The sequence below is a fragment of the Halobacillus sp. BAB-2008 genome (assembly GCF_000328325.1).
Taxonomy (GTDB): Bacteria; Bacillota; Bacilli; order Bacillales; family Halobacillaceae; genus Halobacillus.
This window is the reverse complement of the sequence record NZ_ANPF01000078.1, coordinates 41561-63000: the sequence shown is the minus strand read 5'-3', so window position 1 is coordinate 63000 and position 21440 is coordinate 41561. Positions and strand designations below refer to the sequence as shown.

At 47.4% G+C, this 21440-nt stretch carries 28 protein-coding genes; 7 read left to right on the top strand and 21 right to left on the bottom strand.

Annotated features, from left to right (window positions below):
* Positions 1-46 precede the first annotated feature (46 nt).
* The 3 genes from bshC to D479_RS16335 form a co-directional block, all read right to left on the bottom strand.
* Positions 47-1672: a bacillithiol biosynthesis cysteine-adding enzyme BshC gene (gene bshC / locus D479_RS16345; RefSeq protein WP_008639170.1), complete on the bottom strand. Its 1626-nt coding sequence runs from the start codon at positions 1670-1672 to the stop codon at positions 47-49.
* 158 nt (positions 1673-1830) lie between these two features.
* On the bottom strand, positions 1831-2214 hold the full coding sequence (locus tag D479_RS16340) for a DUF3397 domain-containing protein (protein ID WP_008639169.1): 384 nt from the start codon (positions 2212-2214) through the stop codon (positions 1831-1833).
* Positions 2207-3085 (bottom strand): 2-dehydropantoate 2-reductase, encoded by an 879-nt coding sequence (locus D479_RS16335; RefSeq protein WP_008639168.1) that lies wholly within the window; start codon positions 3083-3085, stop codon positions 2207-2209. The genes D479_RS16340 and D479_RS16335 overlap by 8 nt, the downstream gene beginning before the upstream one ends.
* Positions 3086-3243: 158 nt before the next feature.
* Between D479_RS16335 and D479_RS16330 the strand changes: the two genes are divergently transcribed.
* Positions 3244-3732, top strand: coding sequence for an N-acetyltransferase (locus D479_RS16330; protein WP_008639167.1), 489 nt, complete (start codon positions 3244-3246; stop codon positions 3730-3732).
* A gap of 103 nt (positions 3733-3835) precedes the next feature.
* Here the strand turns inward: D479_RS16330 and D479_RS16325 are convergent, their stop codons facing one another.
* From D479_RS16325 to D479_RS16310, 4 genes are all read right to left on the bottom strand, one after another.
* Entirely contained in the window at positions 3836-4318 is a 483-nt protein-coding gene (locus tag D479_RS16325; RefSeq protein WP_008639166.1) for an RsfA family transcriptional regulator, read from the bottom strand.
* A 64-nt stretch (positions 4319-4382) separates the two neighbouring features.
* Positions 4383-5135, bottom strand: coding sequence for an enoyl-CoA hydratase/isomerase family protein (locus D479_RS16320; RefSeq protein ID WP_008639164.1), 753 nt, complete (start codon positions 5133-5135; stop codon positions 4383-4385).
* A gap of 104 nt (positions 5136-5239) precedes the next feature.
* Complete coding sequence (rpmF, locus tag D479_RS16315; RefSeq protein WP_008639163.1) at positions 5240-5413, bottom strand: 50S ribosomal protein L32; 174 nt, start codon at positions 5411-5413, stop codon at positions 5240-5242.
* A gap of 48 nt (positions 5414-5461) precedes the next feature.
* Entirely contained in the window at positions 5462-5983 is a 522-nt protein-coding gene (locus tag D479_RS16310) for a YceD family protein (RefSeq protein WP_008639161.1), read from the bottom strand.
* A gap of 193 nt (positions 5984-6176) precedes the next feature.
* Between D479_RS16310 and D479_RS16305 the strand changes: the two genes are divergently transcribed.
* Positions 6177-7388, top strand: a complete 1212-nt coding sequence (locus D479_RS16305; RefSeq protein WP_008639159.1) for a nucleotidyltransferase — start codon at positions 6177-6179, stop codon at positions 7386-7388.
* Positions 7389-7423: 35 nt separating this feature from the next.
* On the opposite strand, the gene D479_RS16300 is transcribed toward D479_RS16305, so the two are convergent.
* A complete protein-coding gene (locus tag D479_RS16300; RefSeq protein WP_008639157.1) occupies positions 7424-8452 on the bottom strand; it encodes a SepM family pheromone-processing serine protease in 1029 nt (342 codons plus the stop codon).
* Complete coding sequence (locus D479_RS16295) at positions 8449-9246, bottom strand: patatin-like phospholipase family protein (protein ID WP_008639155.1); 798 nt, start codon at positions 9244-9246, stop codon at positions 8449-8451. The genes D479_RS16300 and D479_RS16295 overlap by 4 nt, the downstream gene beginning before the upstream one ends.
* A 161-nt stretch (positions 9247-9407) precedes the next feature.
* Between D479_RS16295 and ylbJ the strand changes: the two genes are divergently transcribed.
* Entirely contained in the window at positions 9408-10604 is a 1197-nt protein-coding gene (ylbJ, locus tag D479_RS16290; RefSeq protein ID WP_235601460.1) for a sporulation integral membrane protein YlbJ, read from the top strand.
* A gap of 19 nt (positions 10605-10623) precedes the next feature.
* Here the strand turns inward: ylbJ and coaD are convergent, their stop codons facing one another.
* The 3 genes from coaD to D479_RS16275 form a co-directional block, all read right to left on the bottom strand.
* Positions 10624-11100 carry a pantetheine-phosphate adenylyltransferase gene (coaD, locus tag D479_RS16285; RefSeq protein WP_008639152.1) on the bottom strand — a complete coding sequence of 159 codons (477 nt, stop codon included), beginning with the start codon at positions 11098-11100 and terminating at the stop codon, positions 10624-10626.
* Positions 11101-11114: 14 nt separating this feature from the next.
* On the bottom strand, positions 11115-11687 hold the full coding sequence (gene rsmD / locus D479_RS16280) for a 16S rRNA (guanine(966)-N(2))-methyltransferase RsmD (protein ID WP_081594849.1): 573 nt from the start codon (positions 11685-11687) through the stop codon (positions 11115-11117).
* Positions 11688-11897: 210 nt separating this feature from the next.
* A complete protein-coding gene (locus D479_RS16275; RefSeq protein WP_008639148.1) occupies positions 11898-13208 on the bottom strand; it encodes a hypothetical protein in 1311 nt (436 codons plus the stop codon).
* A gap of 101 nt (positions 13209-13309) precedes the next feature.
* On the opposite strand from D479_RS16275, the gene D479_RS16270 reads away from it, so the two are divergent.
* Positions 13310-13699 (top strand): hypothetical protein, encoded by a 390-nt coding sequence (locus D479_RS16270; RefSeq protein WP_008639146.1) that lies wholly within the window; start codon positions 13310-13312, stop codon positions 13697-13699.
* Positions 13700-13733: 34 nt separating this feature from the next.
* On the opposite strand, the gene D479_RS16265 is transcribed toward D479_RS16270, so the two are convergent.
* Positions 13734-14012 (bottom strand): DUF2129 domain-containing protein, encoded by a 279-nt coding sequence (locus tag D479_RS16265; RefSeq protein ID WP_008639144.1) that lies wholly within the window; start codon positions 14010-14012, stop codon positions 13734-13736.
* 99 nt (positions 14013-14111) lie between these two features.
* On the opposite strand from D479_RS16265, the gene D479_RS16260 reads away from it, so the two are divergent.
* Positions 14112-14438: a hypothetical protein gene (locus D479_RS16260; RefSeq protein ID WP_152413415.1), complete on the top strand. Its 327-nt coding sequence runs from the start codon at positions 14112-14114 to the stop codon at positions 14436-14438.
* Here the strand turns inward: D479_RS16260 and D479_RS16255 are convergent, their stop codons facing one another.
* The 4 genes from D479_RS16255 to D479_RS16240 all read right to left on the bottom strand — a co-directional run bounded on the left by D479_RS16255 (position 14439) and on the right by D479_RS16240 (position 16926).
* On the bottom strand, positions 14439-14882 hold the full coding sequence (locus tag D479_RS16255) for a YlbF family regulator (protein WP_008639139.1): 444 nt from the start codon (positions 14880-14882) through the stop codon (positions 14439-14441).
* An 82-nt stretch (positions 14883-14964) separates the two neighbouring features.
* A complete protein-coding gene (ylbD, locus tag D479_RS16250) occupies positions 14965-15330 on the bottom strand; it encodes a spore coat protein YlbD (RefSeq protein WP_008639137.1) in 366 nt (121 codons plus the stop codon).
* 57 nt (positions 15331-15387) lie between these two features.
* On the bottom strand, positions 15388-16392 hold the full coding sequence (locus D479_RS16245; RefSeq protein ID WP_008639134.1) for a CAP-associated domain-containing protein: 1005 nt from the start codon (positions 16390-16392) through the stop codon (positions 15388-15390).
* Between the two features lie 105 nt (positions 16393-16497).
* Positions 16498-16926, bottom strand: a complete 429-nt coding sequence (locus D479_RS16240) for a CBS domain-containing protein (protein ID WP_008639132.1) — start codon at positions 16924-16926, stop codon at positions 16498-16500.
* A 206-nt stretch (positions 16927-17132) separates the two neighbouring features.
* On the opposite strand from D479_RS16240, the gene D479_RS16235 reads away from it, so the two are divergent.
* Together D479_RS16235 and ytvI are read left to right on the top strand one after the other, a co-directional pair.
* Positions 17133-17609, top strand: a complete 477-nt coding sequence (locus D479_RS16235) for a YugN family protein (protein WP_026577524.1) — start codon at positions 17133-17135, stop codon at positions 17607-17609.
* Between the two features lie 132 nt (positions 17610-17741).
* Positions 17742-18800 carry a sporulation integral membrane protein YtvI gene (gene ytvI, locus D479_RS16230; RefSeq protein WP_008639128.1) on the top strand — a complete coding sequence of 353 codons (1059 nt, stop codon included), beginning with the start codon at positions 17742-17744 and terminating at the stop codon, positions 18798-18800.
* 39 nt (positions 18801-18839) lie between these two features.
* Here the strand turns inward: ytvI and D479_RS16225 are convergent, their stop codons facing one another.
* From D479_RS16225 to ctaF, 4 genes are all read right to left on the bottom strand, one after another.
* Positions 18840-19382 carry a GNAT family N-acetyltransferase gene (locus tag D479_RS16225; protein ID WP_008639124.1) on the bottom strand — a complete coding sequence of 181 codons (543 nt, stop codon included), beginning with the start codon at positions 19380-19382 and terminating at the stop codon, positions 18840-18842.
* A gap of 153 nt (positions 19383-19535) precedes the next feature.
* Complete coding sequence (locus tag D479_RS16220) at positions 19536-19991, bottom strand: DUF420 domain-containing protein (protein WP_008639123.1); 456 nt, start codon at positions 19989-19991, stop codon at positions 19536-19538.
* Between the two features lie 63 nt (positions 19992-20054).
* Entirely contained in the window at positions 20055-20954 is a 900-nt protein-coding gene (ctaG, locus tag D479_RS16215) for a cytochrome c oxidase assembly factor CtaG (protein WP_008639122.1), read from the bottom strand.
* A gap of 157 nt (positions 20955-21111) precedes the next feature.
* Positions 21112-21438 carry a cytochrome c oxidase subunit IVB gene (gene ctaF, locus D479_RS16210; protein WP_008639121.1) on the bottom strand — a complete coding sequence of 109 codons (327 nt, stop codon included), beginning with the start codon at positions 21436-21438 and terminating at the stop codon, positions 21112-21114.
* Between the last annotated feature and the right edge of the window lie 2 nt (positions 21439-21440).

Below are 21440 nucleotides of genomic sequence, written 5' to 3'. Positions count from 1 at the left end.
GGTGGAAGCTATTTTTCTGTTCGTGGTAGAAAGTGGGTGACTTCCCCTACAAATATACGACAAAATGGTCCTGCTCAAAGCTCAGATGGTGTCTATTCAACCGGCTGAACAACTCCATCCCGTGCTGGTTGACCCATGGGAGAATGCTCCACACTCGTTCTTGAAGGCCCCCGGATGGATGAAGTGTGACATCGATGTCCGCAAAAAGATCCATTTCATATTGATGACGGTTTTCCATGGATTGGTGGAGACGCTTCTCCATATAATCGATATGATCCAGGATATATTGCAGGTTCTTCTCTGCAAGCTGCCCGAGATCTGTACTGATACCGGCCGATGCCTGTCGTAAAGGAGCATGCACACGGTCGATCTCTTCCTTTACTTGTTCAGACAGACGTCCGATCGGAGGTTGACTCATCGCGGCAAGCCAATTGACTTTCTCCCCGGCGACACCGTGTCGGACAGCATGCTCAGCTGTGATCTGGAACTTCTCCAGGCTCTGTCCTGTCTTCCGGTCGACGAGTGTAAAGGACAGCCTCGGGAAGACAGGCGGCATACAGAGACCCGCCGCATCGAAGGCTGGTTTAAGGGCAGACCAGTAGTTGATTTCACCGGGACCACCGATGAAAGCAAGCACCGGGAATAACGACTCCTGCATCAACGGCCTTGTCACCACGTTGTTACTCAATTGCTGCGGGGAGTGCTCTGCTATGTGAAGCAGCTCCTCTTTCGATAAAGCCACTTCATTATTTTTCCCTCGGAACATCCCGTCTTCCTCCCGGTTAAGGAGAATGCGCTCTTTTCCCCGGTGGTAAAAGAGGTGGGCGTCATTGATTTCACTGTCCAGTAGGGTTTCGTAGCCGGCCTGGCGGTTCTTCTGAAGGACAGCATATACCCCCTGTGCAATTTCACGGTTGTGCTCAATCATATTCTTAAAATAATCCGACTCCAGTTCTCTCACTTCCGGGGCATGGGCATCGATCAAAACGATCCCCTCATCCGGGAACAAGCGATACACCAATCGAGCAAAGAAGTCCGTGTACGTCTTGGACTCGTTCAACTGACGGTCCATTTCCTTGAACAGATCCAGGGTATATTCGGTTTCCGGAATCATCTGAAAGACATCCTTCAGCCATTTACGCCCCTTCTCCTGATCGATGTCCAGTTCTGAAACCGATGCTTTCGTTTCCGGCATGTGGTCGATGGTCATCTTACGCATGTGGTCGTCTTCTTTCATGAACACATGATGGATTTCATCAAAGTCGTGGTCTTCCCCGGCGATCCAGAAAACAGGGACTACCTTCCGCCCCGTTGCTCTCTCGCTTTCTTTCGCCAGCTGCAGGACAGAGATGATCTTGTGGACGGAGTAAAGCGGTCCTGTAAGAAGCCCTGCCTGCTGTCCGGCTATGACAACGACACTGTCTTCTTCTTTCAGTTTCTCAATATTTTCCATAGAGGCGGCGGGCGCATCCCAGCGGGTATTCATTTCTGTCAGCACTTCTGCCAAGGCTTCCCGCTGATAAGGCTGTTTTTTCAGCCTGTCCAGTCTTGCCTGCCAGGTCGCATCTTCGAAAGGGTGGTACGCAAAACGGTCGGCTACCGCTTCATAATTCTGTTTATAATCCTGGAAGAACGCTTGCTTGGACGGTAATTGTATTGGGTCGATACGCATATCTATATGGCTCCTTTATTTGCTGAAGTTACATGGTTGAAGTATGTATCCTCTTGTATTGTACAAAAAACAGGAGGATACTTCACCTCATCTGTTTGGAGAAGATACGGAACCCGCGTTTCCAGGCGTCGTATCTCCGTATGGCTCCCCCCACCATATCAACTGAAGAACAGCCTGTCGACCAAGCCGAACAAGGACAAACCCATATACAGAACCATAAACAACAGGAAGCTTACCCGCCACAAGCTTCTCCACGCCCGTAAAAAGCGGACTTCCTCCTTCCACTTATACTGGGCAATGATCGATGCAGCAAATAATAACAGTAATAAGATGATGATGACAGATAAAAAGCTGCGGTCGAACAATACGATCAGAAGCACGTGGACAGCTAAGATGAAGACTGGTGCTGTGTAATTGGCCGTACGGTGGAGAGCCTTAAGCTTATAGCGGCTCATTTTGCGTGCGCATAAATAAAAGAGGACGAGAAACGGAATCGGCAGGGTCACGATTCCTGCAATGACATACACAAAAAGATCACTCATTCGTATTCCCTCCTTCCTCCCATTCTATGGCCCGGACAGCGGTAACGATGAACTCATGATAGGGAAGCGGCCGGGTGCCCTCTTCTAAAATATAGCCGGATATGGCATCCACTTCTGTCTGTCTCCCTTCCATAAGGTCAACAAGCATGGAAGAATGGTTGCTGCCTGTCTTCTCTGCGATCCGACATACCCTGTCCCATTCGTCCGGAAAAGAGAGAGAAAGGACGTCACAGGCTTCTTCACAGAGTTTCCGTGCTATATCGCTAAGATAAGGGTTGGTAAGCAGTTCTCCGTTTCTCACTTTAAAGACGGCGGTTACAGGATTAATGACCGCATTCACAAGAAGCTTTTTCTTCAGCATCGTCTCCGCCCGTCCCTCCAAATAAATCGGGAAATCCTCTTCCGCAAGCGCCTCAAACAGACGGCGATACACCCCGAAGCCCTCGTCTGTTAACGGCGCTATTCGCATGACACCTTTCCCTGTGTGACGGACGGAGCAATCGTTTTCTTTCCTCGCTCCATGTTCCACAATTCCTGTAAAACACGGACGCGGATCGATGGAAGCACGCCTATAGTGCGTCATACCGTTTTGCAGAAATAATAACGGGACACCGGCCGGGAGTCCATCATCCAACACATCCGGAAGATGATGCTGCTTTACGGTCAAAAGGATAAGGTCCACCTCCTCATCCAAGGAGCACGAAGCCTTAACAGGGACGGGACTTTCAAGCGTATCGCAGGCAATTCCGTTCTTTGTCAACATTCTCCTTTGTTCTTCGCGCCGCACGATCATATGTACCTCGTGGTGTCTGCCCAGGTATGCGCCGGCGAGCAATCCGACAGCCCCGGCTCCAACTATTCCTATTTTCATGAATCCTCCCCATTTCTTCCCATTCTAATTCCCTATTGTAGCAGAATAGTTTCTGCTGGTGCAGTCGATTCTTGTCCACGAACCAATTGTTCATTTATTTCTGAATTTTTTTATATTATAATATAGAGAGATACAGATATAAGAAAGGGGATTCCATCATGACAACGAAAATGAAAGTCCAGCCGCTACTGGTCAATTATAAAACGCTGGAAGAATTCAAGAGGTTCAAGGAATATGGCAATCAGGAACTTACGATGCTGGAGGATCTTGAGAGCAATATTGTAGAGAATGACAGTGAATCACCATTTTACGGCATTTATCATGGAAGCGCTTTAGTGGCGCGGATGAGCTTATATCGTGTGAAATCGAAATATGACCATTACTTCAAGCCTCCTCAGGATTATCTGGAGTTATGGAAGCTCGAGGTGCTTCCGGACTATCGTGGTCTTGGATATGGAAAAGCGCTCGTAGAGTTCGCAAAAGGCTATGATCTTCCACTGAAAACAAACCCGCGCATTAACTCACACAGTTTTTGGGAAAAGATGGGCTTCCAAAAAGCCCATTACGATGTGGAAAGAGACCTTGGGGAGAACCCTCTTATCTGGCTTCCTTCGGGAGTCGAGGAGCGGCCCGCAGAAGAGAAATAAACGAAGAAAGGCCTCTACGCTGTTTGGTAGGGGCCTTTTTCATTGGCGTGTGTGCGGTAAATAGGAAGATAATAGAGAAGAAGTCCACGCTTTTATTAAATGATTACACGCCACTTTCACTTTTACGCTTTTCCTTCACCCAGTGGACGAGCTTATCCATCTCATTCCACGCCGCTTCCCATTGCTTGAGCTCTTCTCTTAACTTCTCGTTCGCTTCATTCAACTGCCTCAGCTGAACTTCGAGGCTTTCCTTGCCTTGTTCATCGTATTGTCTGCTTTTCATTTCCTTCAGAAAAGAAATAGCAGCATCAAGCGACATCGGCGTCTCGCCGTTTCCGGAAGCAGCCGTATACAGTGTACGTGTCGCTTTCCGGCTGTTTTTCGCTTCCTGGATTTCCTTCTGATACTGTTTACGGACGGTCGCATTCCACCTGAATCCGCATGCAGCGGGGGTTCGATGCAGCTTCTCCGCAACTTCCTGAAAGGCCTCGAGCTGTGTTTTTCCCTCTGTGATATATTTCAGTACCGTATCTGCAAGAAAGACGTCTTCCTCGTCCTTCCAGGCGTCTTGTCTAGGAGCATCCATAGCATCCCTCCTCTATCGTTTGCTTATAGTTATGCATAAGGGGGGATTGATAGAATCGCATTCCTCATCTTTTTCTCTCCCGGAATCTTCGGACCGCTTCTTTATGTTCTTTTGAGTCCCATACGTCGGAACACGTCCGGACTTCTGCTTCCATTCGTTCCGCAAGCTCGTCTGCACCCAGCTCTCTGACATATTGTTCTTTCAACACCCTTAATTGTTTTATAGACTTGGCTGTAAAAGGGGCGAATAAGCGATCTATGTTTACCATAATCTTTTTATGTAACCATCCATAATGATAAGCCTCTTCCATATCAAACATCGACGCTTCCATTAACCACCGGACGGCAGTTTCCGGACGAACTTTCCTGTATAACAAGACACCGCCGCCCCAGCCGGGGATGATTCCCAGACTTCCCTGAATAAATCCTGCTTTCGTTCCCGGAACCGCGTAGCGGAAATCACAAGCGGTGGCAATTTCACATCCCCCTCCTCTTGCATCTCCGTTCAGTAATGCGATGGTTGGTAGTGGAAACAGAGCGAGTGCATACAATACGTCCTTCATCGGGGACAACAGACGAAATGCCTCTTCCCCACTGATATCGCCGTGCAGTTCTTCCAGATCTCCTCCTGCACAGAAAGCCCTGTCCCCTGCTCCGGTCACAACAAGCAGTTTCAACGAACGATCAGCCGCGAGGTCGGTCAGTGCAGCCAGCATTTCTTCCGCCATCTTCTGATTCACAGCATTTCGCTTCTCCGGTCGATTCATCGTGAGCACGGCAACGCCCTCCCGCTTACGCTCTACTAAAATATATGACATGTGTGTCTCCCCCTTTCTTACTAATGTACCAGAACAAGGAAAGAACAACAGGCTTATCCGCAAAAAAAGAGCCTCGACCGAAGTCGAAGCCCTTTTCGATGAACTTAGTTGTTCACCACTTGTTTTCCGTTGTATTGTCCACAAGATTTGCAAACATGGTGTGGTTTGGAGTACTCACCACAGTTATCACATTTCACCATTCCTGGTGCGTGAAGTTTCTTGTGAGTACGGCGTTGGTTTTTGACTTTTTTAGACGTTCTACGCTTAGGTACTGCCATGTTGTACACCTCCTTTAAAATACGATTCTGAGAACCAGGAAGACTATCTTAGTCGTTCTCTTCTTCATTTAATAATGATTGCAGTTTAGCCAATCGAGGATCCACTTTCTTTTCCTCAGGTTCCTCTGTAACCACCTGCCAGCCTTTCCCCACCTGGGGAGCTGCTTCATGGGCCTCATCATCATCGGAAAAGACGCGAGTCGGAATCTCCAACTGTACATTTTCCTTGATATAAGGCGTTAAGTCAAGCACTTCTCCATTCACGGAATGAACTTCAGAGTCATCTTCTTCTGTATGGTAAGGTGACAGATTAAATGCCTCCAGAGCATTAATGTGAAATGGATAAGTCACATCAACTAACGTCCGGGCACAAGGCAACACCATTTCTCCATCGATTGAAAAAGTTACCGTTATATCATTTCCTTGAGTCATTGCTTGACCTTTGACATGAACAGGGGAAATCCTGCGAATGTCATTGTTCAATTCTGCTAATTCGCGAATATCTACGTCATCCTCAAAGTGGAAAGGTTCCTCACCTGTCCGCTTGAGTTTTTGTAGAGGAAATTTCATAGTTATCACCTCATGGCAACAAGAGTTATTGTAAAAGTATTTGGTTGATTTGTCAATATTTTTTCTTTACAGCATAGAACCTTCGAGTGATCCGTCCTGACGTTTTAACCAAAGATCCTTAAGGAAAGCGAATTTTTCCTATTTCCATGATAAAATAAACCAAACACTTGTTCAAGGACGAAGGAGGTTTTTCATGAAATCCTGCGGAGTGGTTGTCGAGTACAACCCTTTTCACAATGGTCACTACTATCATCTTCAACAAGCAAGGAAACAGGCGGAAGCGGACTGCATCGTCGCCGTCATGAGCGGTCCTTTCCTGCAGCGGGGAGAGCCTGCCATCATAGACAAATGGCACAGAACGAAGGCGGCACTAAGGGGCGGCGCGGATCTCGTCGTCGAACTTCCCTTTCTCTATGCCGTCCAAAACAGCGACTTTTTCAGTAAAGGGGCCATCCGGATTTTGGCCGATCTGGGTGTCCAAGCCGTCTGCTTCGGCAGTGAGAGCGGACGGATCGACGCTTTCTTGCAAACGAAGGAGCAGATGGAGCTTCATGAGGATACGTATCAGGAAACACTCAGGAAAAGCATGGCAGAAGGCCTTTCCTTTCCCGAAGCGTCGCGGTTGGGATACGAAGCCATCGATTTCCCCGACGGTGCGGTCGACATGTCCCAGCCGAACAATATCCTCGGTCTTAGTTATTTGAAAGAAATCGCTGCTTATGCCCCGCATATAGATCCGGTGACGATTCTTCGGAAAGACAGCCATTACCACGAGGAAGACATTACCGGAACCATCGCAAGTGCTACAAGCATACGCAGGGAGCTGTTAAAAAAACAACGCTTGACTGAAGCGGCAGTGAAATCCCTGCGAAAGGATACGGTGGAGCAGCTGCTGTCTTATCAATCTATGGCGGGAGTGTGGCATGAATGGGAGCGTTATTTTCAGCTCCTCCAATACAAGGTCGGCACGATGGAAGCTTCCGTACTCAGAAGCATTCACGGGGTCGATGAAGGGCTTGAGTACAGGCTGAAGCGCCTGATGAAGGACGCTGTATCCTTCCAGGACTTTATGGATAAAGTCAAAACAAAACGCTATACATGGACGAGGCTGCAGAGGACGCTTGTGCACATCCTTGTCGGGACAGATAAAGAAACCGCCCGGCGCGAGCTTCAGGAAGAACAACCGCCTTATGCCAGAGTACTCGGAATGAATGAGCATGGACGCTCGTTCTTGAAAGAAGCTAAAAAAACAACGCCTGTACCTGTGATTACCCAGCCACAACAGCTGACTCATCCTCTTCTTGAGCTTGAGGAACGGGCGACGGCTGCTTATTACGCTCCTCTCGCGCCGAAGCAGCGTACGGCACTCATGAAACGGGAATACCAAGCCCCTGTTATTCTGTAATCAAAAAGAGCCGTTCTGTAAGAACGGCTCTTTTATTACCCCTGTTCCGTTTTCATGTCTTTCAAATAGTTAAGGGCATCGGTAAAGGTATCAACAGGAACGACCTTCATATCCGTATCGATCTCCTCCGCCGTTTTCTTCGCCACTTCGTAATTGGAGCCTTTCCTTCCCTCTTCATTTGGAGCGAAGAACACGTCTGCACCTTCCTTCGAAGCAGCTACCACTTTCTTATCAATTCCACCGATCGGGCCGACGATTCCTTCATAATTGATTTCTCCGGTACCGGCAATTTCAAGACCGTCAGTCATATCCTCTTCGGTCAGCTGATCATAAATTTCCAGGGAGAACATCAAACCGGCACTCGGTCCGCCGATATCGCCGCTCTTTACGTTTACTGCCGGATTGACATCAACAGACCGGTCTGTAACGAGGGAGATACCGACTCCGATTTTGTCCGGTGTATCCGGGAATGGAGCAAGCGCGACATCCCTCTGAATAGTCTCTTCCCCTCGTACGATCGTCAGTTTCACCGTGTCCCCTTCCTTCATTTGACTAACGTAGTCAATCAAATCGCTCGTCTCTTTAATCTCTTTTCCGTCCACCTCTGTGATCTGATCACCTATCTCCAGTTCATCCTCTGCCGGCATGCCGTCAACAAGACTCATGACATACACGCCTTCATAATTGATCTGGATATCTTTCCCGGCTGCCTGATAGGCAACGACTTTCGCCGCTTCCTGGGATGTCTCCATCATCTGCAGCTGAGCGTGGAAGTATTCTTCTTCCGACACGCCTTCCGGGCGGATTTGATCAATTGGATAAATTTGATGATACGGACGGATTTTGGCAAGAAGCCATTGGATCGGCGTCGCTTGTCCGCCCCGGACGGTCACAAGGTGCATATCTCCTTTACTTTCATACCCTCCGTCCACTTCGACAATTGGATTGAGCGCATCAGCCGTTCCCGGTTTATAAATATAGAACGGAAGACGATACGCCCCGAGAAAAGCGACGATCAGTAATGTAATGACCGCGGTTATTACCAGTCTTTTATTCGATTTCATTTTGTTCCAGACTCCTTCCACGCAGCGAGTTTCTTACGTATTTCTTCCATGCTGTCCTCCGCTGCCTTCTCCCCTGCTTTCACGATCTCGGGTATGTTTGTGAACGCACGGGAACTGTACCTGGAGACATCCGGACGGATCATGACATCCGCATCCGAGGAAACACCCGTCGCTGTAAGCAGTTCATCCTGCATGATGTCAATGCTTTGGGTGATGACGTCATAGATGGAGTTGATATTTGGACTGGCATCGAAATGGGCACAGTCGATCGCAATGACAAAGTCCGCCCCCATTCCTTTCACGACGGAGACCGGAACCCTGTCCATGACTCCTCCGTCTATGTACAAACGATCCCCAATCTTCTCAGGCACGAATATCCCCGGAATAGCGATACTTGCCCGTACCGCATCGCTCGCAGGGCCGCTTGTGAAAATTTTTTTCTTTCCTGCATATAGATCGGTAGCGACGATGGACATCGGAATATCCAAGTCTTCGATCGCCTTCCCGAACGTAAACAGGCGGATGTACTCCTTGATCCTCTTCCCTTGGACAAACCCCATTTTCGGGACGGTAAAATCAAGGAAATATTTGCGCTTGAATGTGAACGCAAGCTTGTATAAATCGTCCATTTTTTGTCCGGCAGCAAAAAAAGAGCCCACAAGCGCTCCCATACTGCTTCCGGCAATTAAATCGACTGGTATGTGCTGCTCTTCGAGGACTTTTAATACCCCCAAGTGTGAAAACCCCCGGGCGCCACCAGAGCCCAGAGCCAAGCCGATCTTCGGTCTTCCCACATGGCATTCCCCTTTCTCGCGAGTAGTTTATTTTATGGAATAAACCGACTCCTTATGAGCGTACACATAGAATATGGACAAACCTTATATCCAGCCGAAATATATCCTCATTCTACTATTTCTCTAGGTATAAGTACAGAAAACTGCGATACCGGAGGAGGTTGATCCAGATTTCTAAATTGAAGACCGTCGTTCTTACCCTGATGGCGACTTCTCTTGCGGTTGCTTTGATCCTTTACCCGAAAGATGCCCTCTCCGCAAGCTTGAGGGGACTTGATATTTGGTGGGAAATCGTCTTCCCGTCCCTGCTTCCCTTCTTCATCACGGCAGAGTTCCTGATCGGTTTTGGTGTTGTCCACGGTCTCGGAGCATTGAGCGAACGATTCATGCGGCCGCTGTTCAACGTTCCTGGGTGTGGAGGATTCGTATGGGTGATGGGTATGGCGAGCGGATACCCGGCCGGGGCAAAATGGACAGCTGATCTCCGGAAGAAAGGAGAGGTGACGCGAGTGGAAGCAGAGCGGCTGGTGGCGTTCACGAATGCGTCCAGTCCTTTGTTCCTTTTCGGCGCCATTGCTGTTGGTTTTTTTCACGATGCCAACCTTGGTGTTCTGCTCGCTGCTTCTCACTACGGCGGCAATATGCTTGTAGGCATCGGGATGCGGTTCTATGGGAGAAATGACCGGGAACAACGATCCATGGAGCGGAAGTCGTCAACGTGGAAAGATGCTTTTTGGAAGATGCATCACTCACGCCTGAAGGATGGACGTTCTTTCGGTAGACTAATGGGTGACGCTGTGACCCGTTCTGTCGATACGCTACTCATGGTCGGGGGATTCATCATGCTCTTCTCCGTCCTGACTGAGCTTCTCAAACAAACGGGCGCCATTCATATCTTCACCCATATCCTTGCATGGACGGGCCTTCCAGATGCTTTCCAGGTTCCTTTCGCTGCCGGAATGCTCGAGTTGACGACTGGAGTAGGAGCGGTGACAGACACACACGAACCCCTGCTCGCCCAACTTTTAGTGGTCAGCTTCATCCTTGGCTTCCACGGCTTTTCTATTCAGGCACAGATTGCAAGCATCCTGTCGGAAACAGACATTCGTTTCCAACCTTATGCGCTCGCCCGCATAGCCCACGGCGTTCTAGCAACGGTACTCATGTTCATCTTCTATGCCTTTTACGTCCGTTCTCCCTTTCAGACACAATCGCTGCCGATTTGGAACCCGGATGAGCGATTCACGCTGCCGATTCTGGAATTCTTCCACGAGTATGGTCCACCAATTACTATGATTGCCATCCTCTTTATGATTGCTGTGAAATGGACAAAAAAAAGACAATCCGCTTCTTCATGAAGAAGGATTGTCTTTTTCGTTAAAATTTCTCTGCGAGTGCTTTCTCGACCGCAGGAGGCACCAAATCGGAAATATTCGCCCGATATTTGGCGACTTCCTTTACAATACTGGAACTTAGGAAAGAGTATTGGTTGTTCGTCATGACGAAGAAGGTTTCAATGTCTTCGTTCAACTTTCTGTTCATGGATGTAATCTGCATTTCATATTCAAAGTCACTGACCGCCCGCAGGCCGCGAATAATGGCATTCGCATTCTTCTCTTCTGCATAATCCATCAGAAGACCACTGCAGGCATCGACAGAAACGTTATCCAAGTCCTTCGTTACTTCCTCCAGAAGCGCTACGCGTTCATGGACATCAAACAGCGGTGATTTGCTTTGGTTGTTGAACACCGCCACCGTCACGTGATCGAACACTTTGGCACCTCTTCTGATAATGTCCAGATGACCATATGTAACTGGGTCGAAGCTTCCCGGACAAATTGCTAGCTTTGTCATCTACTTAATCCTCCTCATTGAAAAATGCTCACGCCGATATTGCTGCCGTAGAAGTCGGTTTTCTGAAGTTTCAGACGGCCCGCTTCTTCCGGGATATCTTCCGAGGCATCGTGCTCACAGACGATAATAGCATCATCTGCAACAAGATCGTTCTGTAAAAGCGCTTCCATTAAATCCTTATACGAGAACTTCTTATAAGGAGGATCAAGGAAGATATATTCAAACTCCAACCCGCGTTTCCCCGCAGCTTTAATCGCGCGTTTCGCATCGGTACGAAACACTTCCACCCTGTCTTCTATATCGAGCAGTTTGATGTTTTCATATACGGTCTGGACCGCTTTCTGCTGCTGGTCGACGAAGACACAGGAATCCGCCCCGCGGCTGATCGCTTCGATTCCAAGACCACCACTGCCGGCGAACAAGTCCAGTGCCCGTCCACCGTCAAAGAAAGGACCAATTCCGTGAAAGACGGCTTCTTTCACTTTATCTGTCGTCGGGCGTGTTTTATGAGTAGGGACAGATTTCAACTGTCTGCCCTTGAATTGACCTGCAATCACTCGCATTGTGTACACCTCTTTTGTCAGCATTCCCCATAATCCTACCATAAATTACGTCTTTCGGGGAAGTGCATCCTTGCGGGGATGCTTATCAATAAAAATTTCCTGTTCCATGAATATCCGGCTGGACTTATGCCCATACTAGCAACGGAAGCGGATGATACTGCTTCTGAAAACGGAGAAGACTTACATCCCCATAAGTTCTTCCTCCGGTTTCTCCTCTCCCTTTACTTTTTTGTTTCATCTTGCATGATCCAAAAAAGCAGGGCTGCCCGTGATTCGGGCAGCCCTATTTTTTTGAAATGCGCCGAACAAATCGTCTACATACCGTTTTTTCATATAAAATGTTTCGCCGAATTGTTTCAGTGCCCCTTCCGCTATCCCGAAGTCCTCTTCGTTGAAGATGAAGATGGGCTCATTTTCATAAAAGACGTACTCTCCATCAGGTGTGAGGATTCGTATCTGCCCTTTACCAACAGAGACCAAGCTGTATCCTCGCTGTTGTGCCAATTCTTTCACGGGATAATACGGCTCTCCCTGGTAAACGACTGCCGGCACCGGCTCGTGTTTAAGAACAAAGTACAGTTCCTTCTCGCCTTTCCTAAAGTAGGAGGTTTTCATACCTGTAATCTCATAAAGGGAGCGGTCTAGAAAGGATGCAAGGTCGGCAGGGGCTTCGGAGCGTACGATCTTTTGTTCCAATAAATCTCGAGCCGCCTTAGAAAGACCATCCCTGTTTTCCGCACCTATCAGTCCAACCGCCCGTTCGATTGTGTTACCATCTTGCTCGGAAGATAACGAGGTCAGCTTTCGCTTTAACAGTTCCATCCTTAGAGCATCGTCATCTTTACCGGGCACCTGCCAGTATCCGTCTTTTACTTTAAGGGATTTTGTACCGGTGCGGACAACGGCAGGCCCGTATAAGTCAAGAATCTCCTTGAACGATTCCCTGTCTTCCTCCAGCCAGTTGTTCTTGTCAGAAAGAAGCACCGTACTGTCCTCATACGTCCATTCCTCCATACCTCTTGTCACATAAAGAGGATATTCTTTCCCGAACTTAAAACGGTGAAAATGTATCCTGTCGAGCTCGATGTCTGCCGGCTTTCGGACAGGTGCCGCCCAATTTCTTTCGGAACCTGCAGCATCCAATATTTTCAGAGTGAAGGAAGACTGGACCGGGCTACCGTTTTTGTGTACTACCAAATGCCAATTATCCCACTGCTTGTTCTCTGGAATCTTTACCGTATACGTAAGGTGTACGGAGGCTGTCTCTTCCAGGTTTAACTGTTGACCATCAACCAAACGGCATCCATCTTCTTCGTATGCACAGGATACGTCCCCTGCACCAGGAGGGAAATCGATCTTATAAACACCCGGTGAAAGAACCGGGTATTGATACGTGACAACGGCTATTTGTCGCTCTGCTTCGATTGTGATCTGCAGTTCCTGTTCAGGCTTCGCACCACCTTTCCCTGCCGCATGCCACTGATAGGCAAGGATAACGGTGAAAAAGACGAAGACCAGCCAGCCTGTCTGCTTCCATATTTTCAATAGAACTTCCCTCCTTTCCTGAGAAAATCAACGTTCACATTTCCTGACATTCGTGCTACCTTTAAACGAGAAGATGCAACGAAGAAAGGATGTTCTTATTTATGATACAGAAATTCATCGAACTTGGCGAAGGGTATGCGGATATTTATGAATTAATTGATCTGGGCGAACGAATGCCGGATCGTATTCAGCACGCCATCGCTTTTTACAGTGAGAAGGAAGGCAAACCGACCGCTTCCCTTTCGCTCGTCATGAAACCCGCCTTCGGAGATAAATTTCAACCGATTTATATATGCAGAGAAGGGATCCCAAATCCCCACGAGATGCCTAACAAGCGGTTTGATCTATTTAAGGAAATGGCCGAGAAAGCCGGCAAAGAGGTAAGCGAATTCACAATCAAACCATCCAACCTCTTTCCGGAAACCGAATTGTTCTATCAACACTTGATCGGCATTCTTCGGATGAACCGTTTCATCGCTCCACTCACATAAAAAAGGAACTTCCGGTCGGAAGTTCCTTTTTCAGTCAAATACCCATCTTATAGTCATACTGCTTCGCCTTATCGGGCTTCGCATTTTCATAATCCGTCCGTATTTCCGGCTTGAAGGAAGGCTCGACGCGGGAAATGAAAGGGAGGCGTTCCAGCTTCTCCATCTTAAACTCCAAGTCCTCCTGATTAACATAAATGAGGGCATACTTCATTTTTTTGGAAGCATGGATCAAATGCCCATGTTTCTTTATCTGCCTGATGTTTTTCATATGTTGAAAATAGACGATAATTCCTTGCCGTTTCGTTCTGTTCATAGTCCGTCTCTACTCCCCATGAAACATAATTTGTTAACGACAGTTTACCAAATGAGGAACAAGCCGGCAATGACTCTTTTTTTGAAGGGTGGTATTTTCATGCAGACCGATCAGGAAAAAGCTTGGCAGAAGTTCGAATCCTTGTTGGACCAATCTCCTCTTTTTAAGCAAGTTACATCAAAAATATATGCCGGGATGCCGTTCTTTTATCTTCATACAGATAGATCCGTTGACCGAGAACCCGTTGAAAATACGCTGAAAAACTGTGCAGCGACTGCGATGAAAGGCAAACGCCTGACCCTTGCGATGAGTTATGTACGCAAGGATCAGGCGCTTTATGTGTATCGGGTTCGGTTTCTCGTACCACAAAAGAAGATGTTCTGCTGTGGGAATGGATGTACCGACTGCATCCGTTTGGAGCGGTAGTCAGGAAGCGCAGCCGCAGCTTCCACCACTACCACAGCCGCCGCTGCATCCGCTGTCGGTAAGGGCCGCGCCGTTTTTCGGTACTTTAATCTGTTCGCTCACGCTGAAAGCAACACTTTCGCTTATTTCATCAAGGAGCTTTTGAATCTCGCGTTCCGCTTTCTTGAACTGTGCCACGGATTCATGCATATCCATCTCCCTTTTTACCAGTCGGACTTCCTTCATGATCGAATTGTAATCCGGGTGATAGCGACCGAATCGCTGCACGTCCTCATAGTGTTCTTTCATATCTGCAAAGCGCCTGATGAGCTTCTGCGCCTCTTTATCGTTGGCAAGAGCCGATTTCGCCTCTTGGTAATGCTGCATCGTATCGGAGTTCATGACCATCCGGCCTATAGACTCGGAACGGTCCAGGATATCGACAATCTCCATTGTAGCTAACATAATAACTTGTCCACCTCCATCTCTATCTTATCAAATAGGAAGGCAGATGGAAATGTAAGAATCTCCACCTGCCTCTTTCTCCCTAATAATAGGGGTACTCCATTTTCTCTTTACCCTGTGTGGAATCACTCCGGACATCGGTGATCAACTGCTGGAACTGGCCCAACGCTCCATTTAGTTCATCGATCTGACGCGATACCTCTTCCCAGTTTATATCTTCCATCAACAGGCCGATTTGTTTGATCCAGTCCATCTTCGCCTGACCGGGTTCGTTCTTGACTTTAGGAAGGGATCCCCAGAACGGATCCTTTTCACCCAGAATCAGCCATTTCTCGTAATAGTTCTGGATCAAACCATGATTTTTACGGAGCTGTGCCTTCACTGCAGGTTTACGATCGACGAATGCTTTGAACTGTTGGACATTCGGGTGCAACTCATTCGTTCCCATTTCCTACACCTCACTGTCAGAATTACAGTATAGCCTATGCATAAAGAAGCGAGGCGTTCATGGGAGTGTCAGGAAATTCTGGGTGTAATGCATTCGGAAGACACCGATGCCGACATGAGTAAATTCCGTATCCAGCAGTGCTTTTCTATGGCCGGGGCTGTTCATCCAGCCGTTCAAGGCGGCTGTCGGATCGACGTAACGAGCGGCAAGGTTTTCTCCCGCCCGGGTGTAAGAAATGCCTTCCAAGCGCTCCTTCAATCCATTTCCGTCCGGAGAATGATGAGAGAAATAATCCGACCGTGCCATGTCCTCACTATGCCGGTAAGCGACTGCTCCCGCTTCTTTATGCTCCTTGAGCTCATCCGCTCCCTCCCGTTTCCTTATGTAATTAGTAAGGGCGAAGATCTGCGCCTTTTCCCCTTCCTGCACGGCTTCCCACTCTTCTCTATCCAAGTACTCCGCTGCCGGGAGTGCCCCGTTATAGACGAGACGGTACGGTTGCTGCCGAAGCAGGAAATCATTACGGATCAACCGAACAGCAGAAACCTTTTCTGTCACCGTATCGATATATAACTGGAGCGACCACTGCTCTTCAAATGGTAAGAGCGGCCTCGTCCGAACGTCCTCTTCCGATAATTCAAAGGTATAAGGACCTTCACTCGGTAAGGGGAATTTTCTCTGCAACGTCTTACGCCTGCCGATGGTTTGGTAGGAATCACCGACTCGGACATCCCCGTGTTTAACTCTATGGAATACAACCGCCGTTACTGCTTCCCCTTCATACATCCCAATCAGGATCGGTGCCTCTCCTTCTTTGTACATCCACCACTGATAGCCGTATCTCCCAGGGTCCTTCTTCATCGGTGCACCCAACAGCACCGCGAGATCTTTCGCGGTCGCCCCCGGAATCATTTCCAAGGAGAACGCTTCTTTCTCTTGCATGGGCTCCCCCGTTGTCACTACAGCCTCTTCCAAACCTTTCTCTTCTTCCCCACCTATCTTCCATAGCCCAAAAATAAGCAAGGCCGCTGCACATCCCCAAATCAACCCCCATCTTTTCATCCGTTCCTCCTTGTTAAAAAGTATTTACTTATATGTATAATAATCATCCAAATCATCTATGAACATTATAAAAGACAACCCGCCCTAAAGCGGGTTGCCTTCTTCTCAGTGGAGTTCCGGACGTTCGGAAATATCCTGCAAAGCCACTCCAGCTGCATGGTCGGACATTTCTTCAACGGAGAGATCTCCGAGAGAAAGCATGCCGACGAGTTTGCCGTTTTCCACGACAGGCAAGCGTCTGATTTGGTGCTGAGCCATGATCCGGCTCGCTTCTTCCAATGACGTATCCGGTGAACAGTTGTACATATGGTCACTCATCACCTGCTGGATCGGTGTAGAATCGGGCTGCTTCGCCGCATAACCGCGAATTGCCAGGTCACGGTCCGTGACCATTCCCATAAGGTTCCCCTGCTCATCGCAGATTGGAATCGCTCCTACGTTCCTTTCTTTCATCATGGAAGCCGCTTGGCTCAATTGATCATTCGTATGACAGACAACTACATCACTGGTCATAATATCTTTTACCGTCTTCATCAATAATTCCTCCTTCATTAAGTCGAAATCAAACTTTATTGTCTCCTATTTGAGGATTTTATTACATGCAATGCCGACCCTTTTGTTGTATAATATAACTGTAAATGCCAATAGTAAGTAATGGAACGGAACACCATAGACAATTGCGAAATAAATCCGTACGATCGTCCGGTAAGATACATAACAATTTGTGAGGTGTATAAACTATGAGGTTAGAAGGTACTGGTATGGAAGGTCTTGTCGTCGACCTTAAACCGCTTACGGAATTAATGGAAAGCAACGGTTTTATCCTTGGCGGCTCCTGGGATTATGAGCGAGTAACGTACGATTACAAGTTGGAAGCACCAGAAAAGAATGTGACCCATTACATACGGATTCAGGGATTCGCCGTTGAAGGGGATGTCGATCGCGGAGATGCCGTCATCCGGCTTCTTCAGCCTCTTCTAGGACGTCATTATTATCCTCACGGCATCGAGTATGGGCATCAGGAGGGCTTTTCTAATGATTTAGTAGAAAGAGCCTTATCCTTGGTACACAAAGTCGCAGACGGCGCGAAGAAATACCATACACAAGTACCTGAACATATTGTCCTCGATAAATTAAAGAAATGGGCACAGGAAAATGAAAACGAAGAAGTGCTCGCAAAAGTGAATGAACTTTCAAACGATCCGGACCGCCGCTGATACAGCCGGATGCCACTGAGTCGCACATCATTGAATGATGGGCGGCTTTTTTAGCAGACCTGTATATGGAAACAGGTTCCATTTATGCAAACTCTACACAGATTCATGGGGGAAAGGAGAAAGATACTTAAATTGTTCCGATATCTTTCAAAAAAACAATGGCTGCTGATCATGGCAGCTATCCTACTTATCATCATCGCCTACTTTATTCTGCCTGTGTCGATTCCGCTCGTCCTGGCATTTGTGACGGCATTATTCTTAAATCCCTCGGTTCGATTTTTCGAATTCAGGTTCCGGATCAACAGGAAAATGTCTGTGACGATCGTGTTTCTTTTGTTCCTTGTATTTCTCGGCCTTCTCGGTTCTTTCACGATAACGAAAGCAGTCACTCAAATTGTGCAGCTGGCTGACAACGCTCCGGGTTATATTAACCAAATCAACGATGTCCTTCTGGACTGGGAAGAGAATATGTCCAGCTTCACACAGAATATGCCGAAGGAGTTCGTCGACAAAGTAACGAATGAACTTACAAATGCAGTGGACAGGACTTCCAATACGATTGCAGAAAAGCTTGAAATTACAAATATCGCAGCCGCCGCGGCCAAGATACCGGAATTACTGGTCAGTCTGCTCGTTTATCTGATTGCCCTGTTTATGTTTATGTTGGAGCTTCCGCGCTTACGGGAAAAGATGCACAACAATTTCACGGAAGCGACATCTGAAAAAGTTAAATTCATGAATGCTCGTCTGTCCTATGTCGTGTTCGGCTTCCTGAAAGCCCAATTTCTTGTGAGTATTATCATTTTCATTGTCTCTCTGGCAGGACTACTGTGGATTGCACCGGAAGTCGCTCTACTGATGTCCTTTATTATCTGGATCATCGACTTCATTCCAATTATCGGTTCCATTGTTATTCTCGGTCCATGGTCCGTCTATACCCTGCTCACCGGTGATGTGGCTACCGGAACGAAGCTCGCCATTCTTGCTATCGTCTTACTGGCTATAAGGCGTACAGTCGAACCGAAGGTCATGGGTCGGCATATCGGGCTCTCCCCGCTTGCCACGCTCATCGCCATGTATTTAGGACTGCAGCTGATTGGACTGCTCGGATTTATCCTTGGTCCTCTGCTTGTCATCGCTTTTAATTCCGCTAAAGAAGCGGGAATTATTAAATGGAATATGAAAATATAAACGATAAAAACCCGGAAGCATCCTCATGCTTCCGGGTTTTTAAATTCCTTCGTGAAACGTATTCTGTTTATGATCCTTCGGTGTTTTATCTTTCTTGAATACAAGGATATCCTGGCTTCTTCCCGTATGGTTAAAACCGTTATTGATTAAAACTTTCTGTGATGGAATATTTCCCTTATCACACTGCGCTTCAATCCCCTTTACATTCTCCTGGCGAAACGCCCATTGACACAATGCATCCACTGCTTCCGAGGCAAAGCCGAAGTTACGCTCGGATGCGACGATATGGTAGCCGACTTCTATGTTTCCATCTTCATCGGGCAGGCCTTTAAAACCAATATCCCCGATTACATGTTCTTCTTCAAGGTCGATGATCACCCACGGTCCGAATCCAAGCTCTTCCGGATTGTTCTCCAGCCTCTCTGCATACATCGGGAGCAACGCTCGCAGTCCGTCATGCGGCCAATTTTTATTCCAAGGCAGTTGGAATTTGTAATAAAAAGCCAAGGAATTCTTCATCAATGTTTGTGCCAAATCGAGTGTGACCGGAAAAAGCTTCAATCTTGCTGACTTCACTTCCATCCGTAATCCATCCCTTTCCTATATGTATAGAGGATTTTATTAGTACATTCCTTTATACCTTTTTCCTCCAGTTGTTAAACAAAAAAACAACGAATAATTTCGTTGTTTTTCCTAACTTCCGTGAGAGGAATGGCGAAAGCAGCGACCTTCCACTTATGTACCTAGAATCGCCTTGATCATACTCGTCGTCACGCCGCCGTCGTAAATGATGTAAAGAAGCAGATAAACCGCAACTCCGGTAACGGCGGTGAAGAACCAGATGATACTTGTTACTGGTCCGATTTTTCTATGTCTTCCAATGTTCTTCTTAAACCCGAAAAGCAGGGTCACGATTCCAAATACAGCCCCTGCTGTCGCAAGGAAGATATGAAAAATGAGGAAGATCGTATAGTAGACTTTGATTTCATCCGGTCCACCGAAACTTGTATTCCCGACAAAGACAGTCCGGCTGGCATAGATGATAAAGAAAGTCAGTGCACTGACCGCAGCAAGCAGCATTACTTTCCTGTGTGCACTCTTTCTATCCTTAATAATCAAATACCATCCGACAGCTACAAAGACGGCACTGATTACGATGAAAAATGTACTTAACGTCGGCAATATTGGCATACAAGCACCTCTTTCCCTTTTCAAACAATGATGATATTAACTTCTGGTTATTAAATGGACGCTTCAAGTCTCTGTTCCAACTGTACCGGGAAGCGGATCGATCGTATCTTTTTCTTTATTAAACCATTGGAAGAAGATATAAGCGATCACGGATCCGAAAATGATCTCCTGCGTTACTTTCATGATAATCCCGCCAAGCTGTTGATCTTCAAGGACCGGCATCGCTGAAAAATAAGAAGGACCAGTCAGCGTTCCTGACAAACCACTCAAAACATCCGCTGGCACACACAGGCTCATTGCCTGAATCCAAGCGCCGCCGTCTGAATATGTCGCATAGATTGGTGACCCGGCAAAAATAATCAGCCCGCAGGCAGGAGTAATCAGGACGCCGTTTGCAAAAATGAATCCAATTTTCAACAGGGGACTCAGCCTGTCCATCCGTTTCAGCGGCGGAAAGACGGAAAGCCACATACAGAAGGCTGTAAACAGAATGAACGTCGTGATCAACGTGTGCGCCCACTCACTGGATTTGGCAAAATCGAATATAGGCGGCATATGATAGATAGAAAACAAGCCGTTGAATACGATTAGAGAAAGCAGTGGTTTCGTTAAGAAACTCATAACGGGAGCAATCCCTCCAGCCGTCAGGACTTTCTCCCAAATCCAGACGGGAACACCCTTAATAATTAAAATTGGGAACAGCAGATAATACAGCGCCATCTGCGTCATATGGGCGGTGAACATGATATGGCTCAGGAGATCGACAGGAGAGCCTTTAATGGTGTATAAGAGAACTATACCCGAATAAAACAGCACTTGCTGAACAATGGAAGGTCGCGCTTCCCCTTCCTTTCTCCCCGGACCGGTCACATAATAGTAGACAGATGCCAGTACCAGGACAAAAAGAAGATAGAATGGACTCCACAGTGCACGGAAGCCGAAGATTTGAAGTTCTAACCACATGGTTGCCACTCCCTGTTCGTTGTATTTTCTTCTTCATTTTACCGAATTCATTTGGAAAAAACGAGGAAATATTAAGTAATATTCCCACTATTCATTATTTAGACAAAATTATTGCGAATGAAGAAAAGACCGGACACGTGTCCCGGTCTTTTCCCAGTTACCACCAAACGATAGAGGTGAACGTGATGATTGTCAGGAGTGCCACAGCCGCTCCGCCGTACATCATCAACGCCGGCATGTCGTGCCCTTTGTTTTTCATATGCATAAAATAATAGAGCTGGAATGCCACCTGGACGACTGCAAGAACAATCAGGATCGGGATGATGAAATACGAACTCACTTCCATGATCACCATTCCGAAAGCAATTAAGGTGAAGAAAATCATCAGCACAAAGGTGATCACCTGCTGCTTCATTTCTTCCTTGTGCTGTTTCTTCTCATACTCCGCCTTGTGGACAGGTTTGGTATATGTTTTCTTCGCCATCG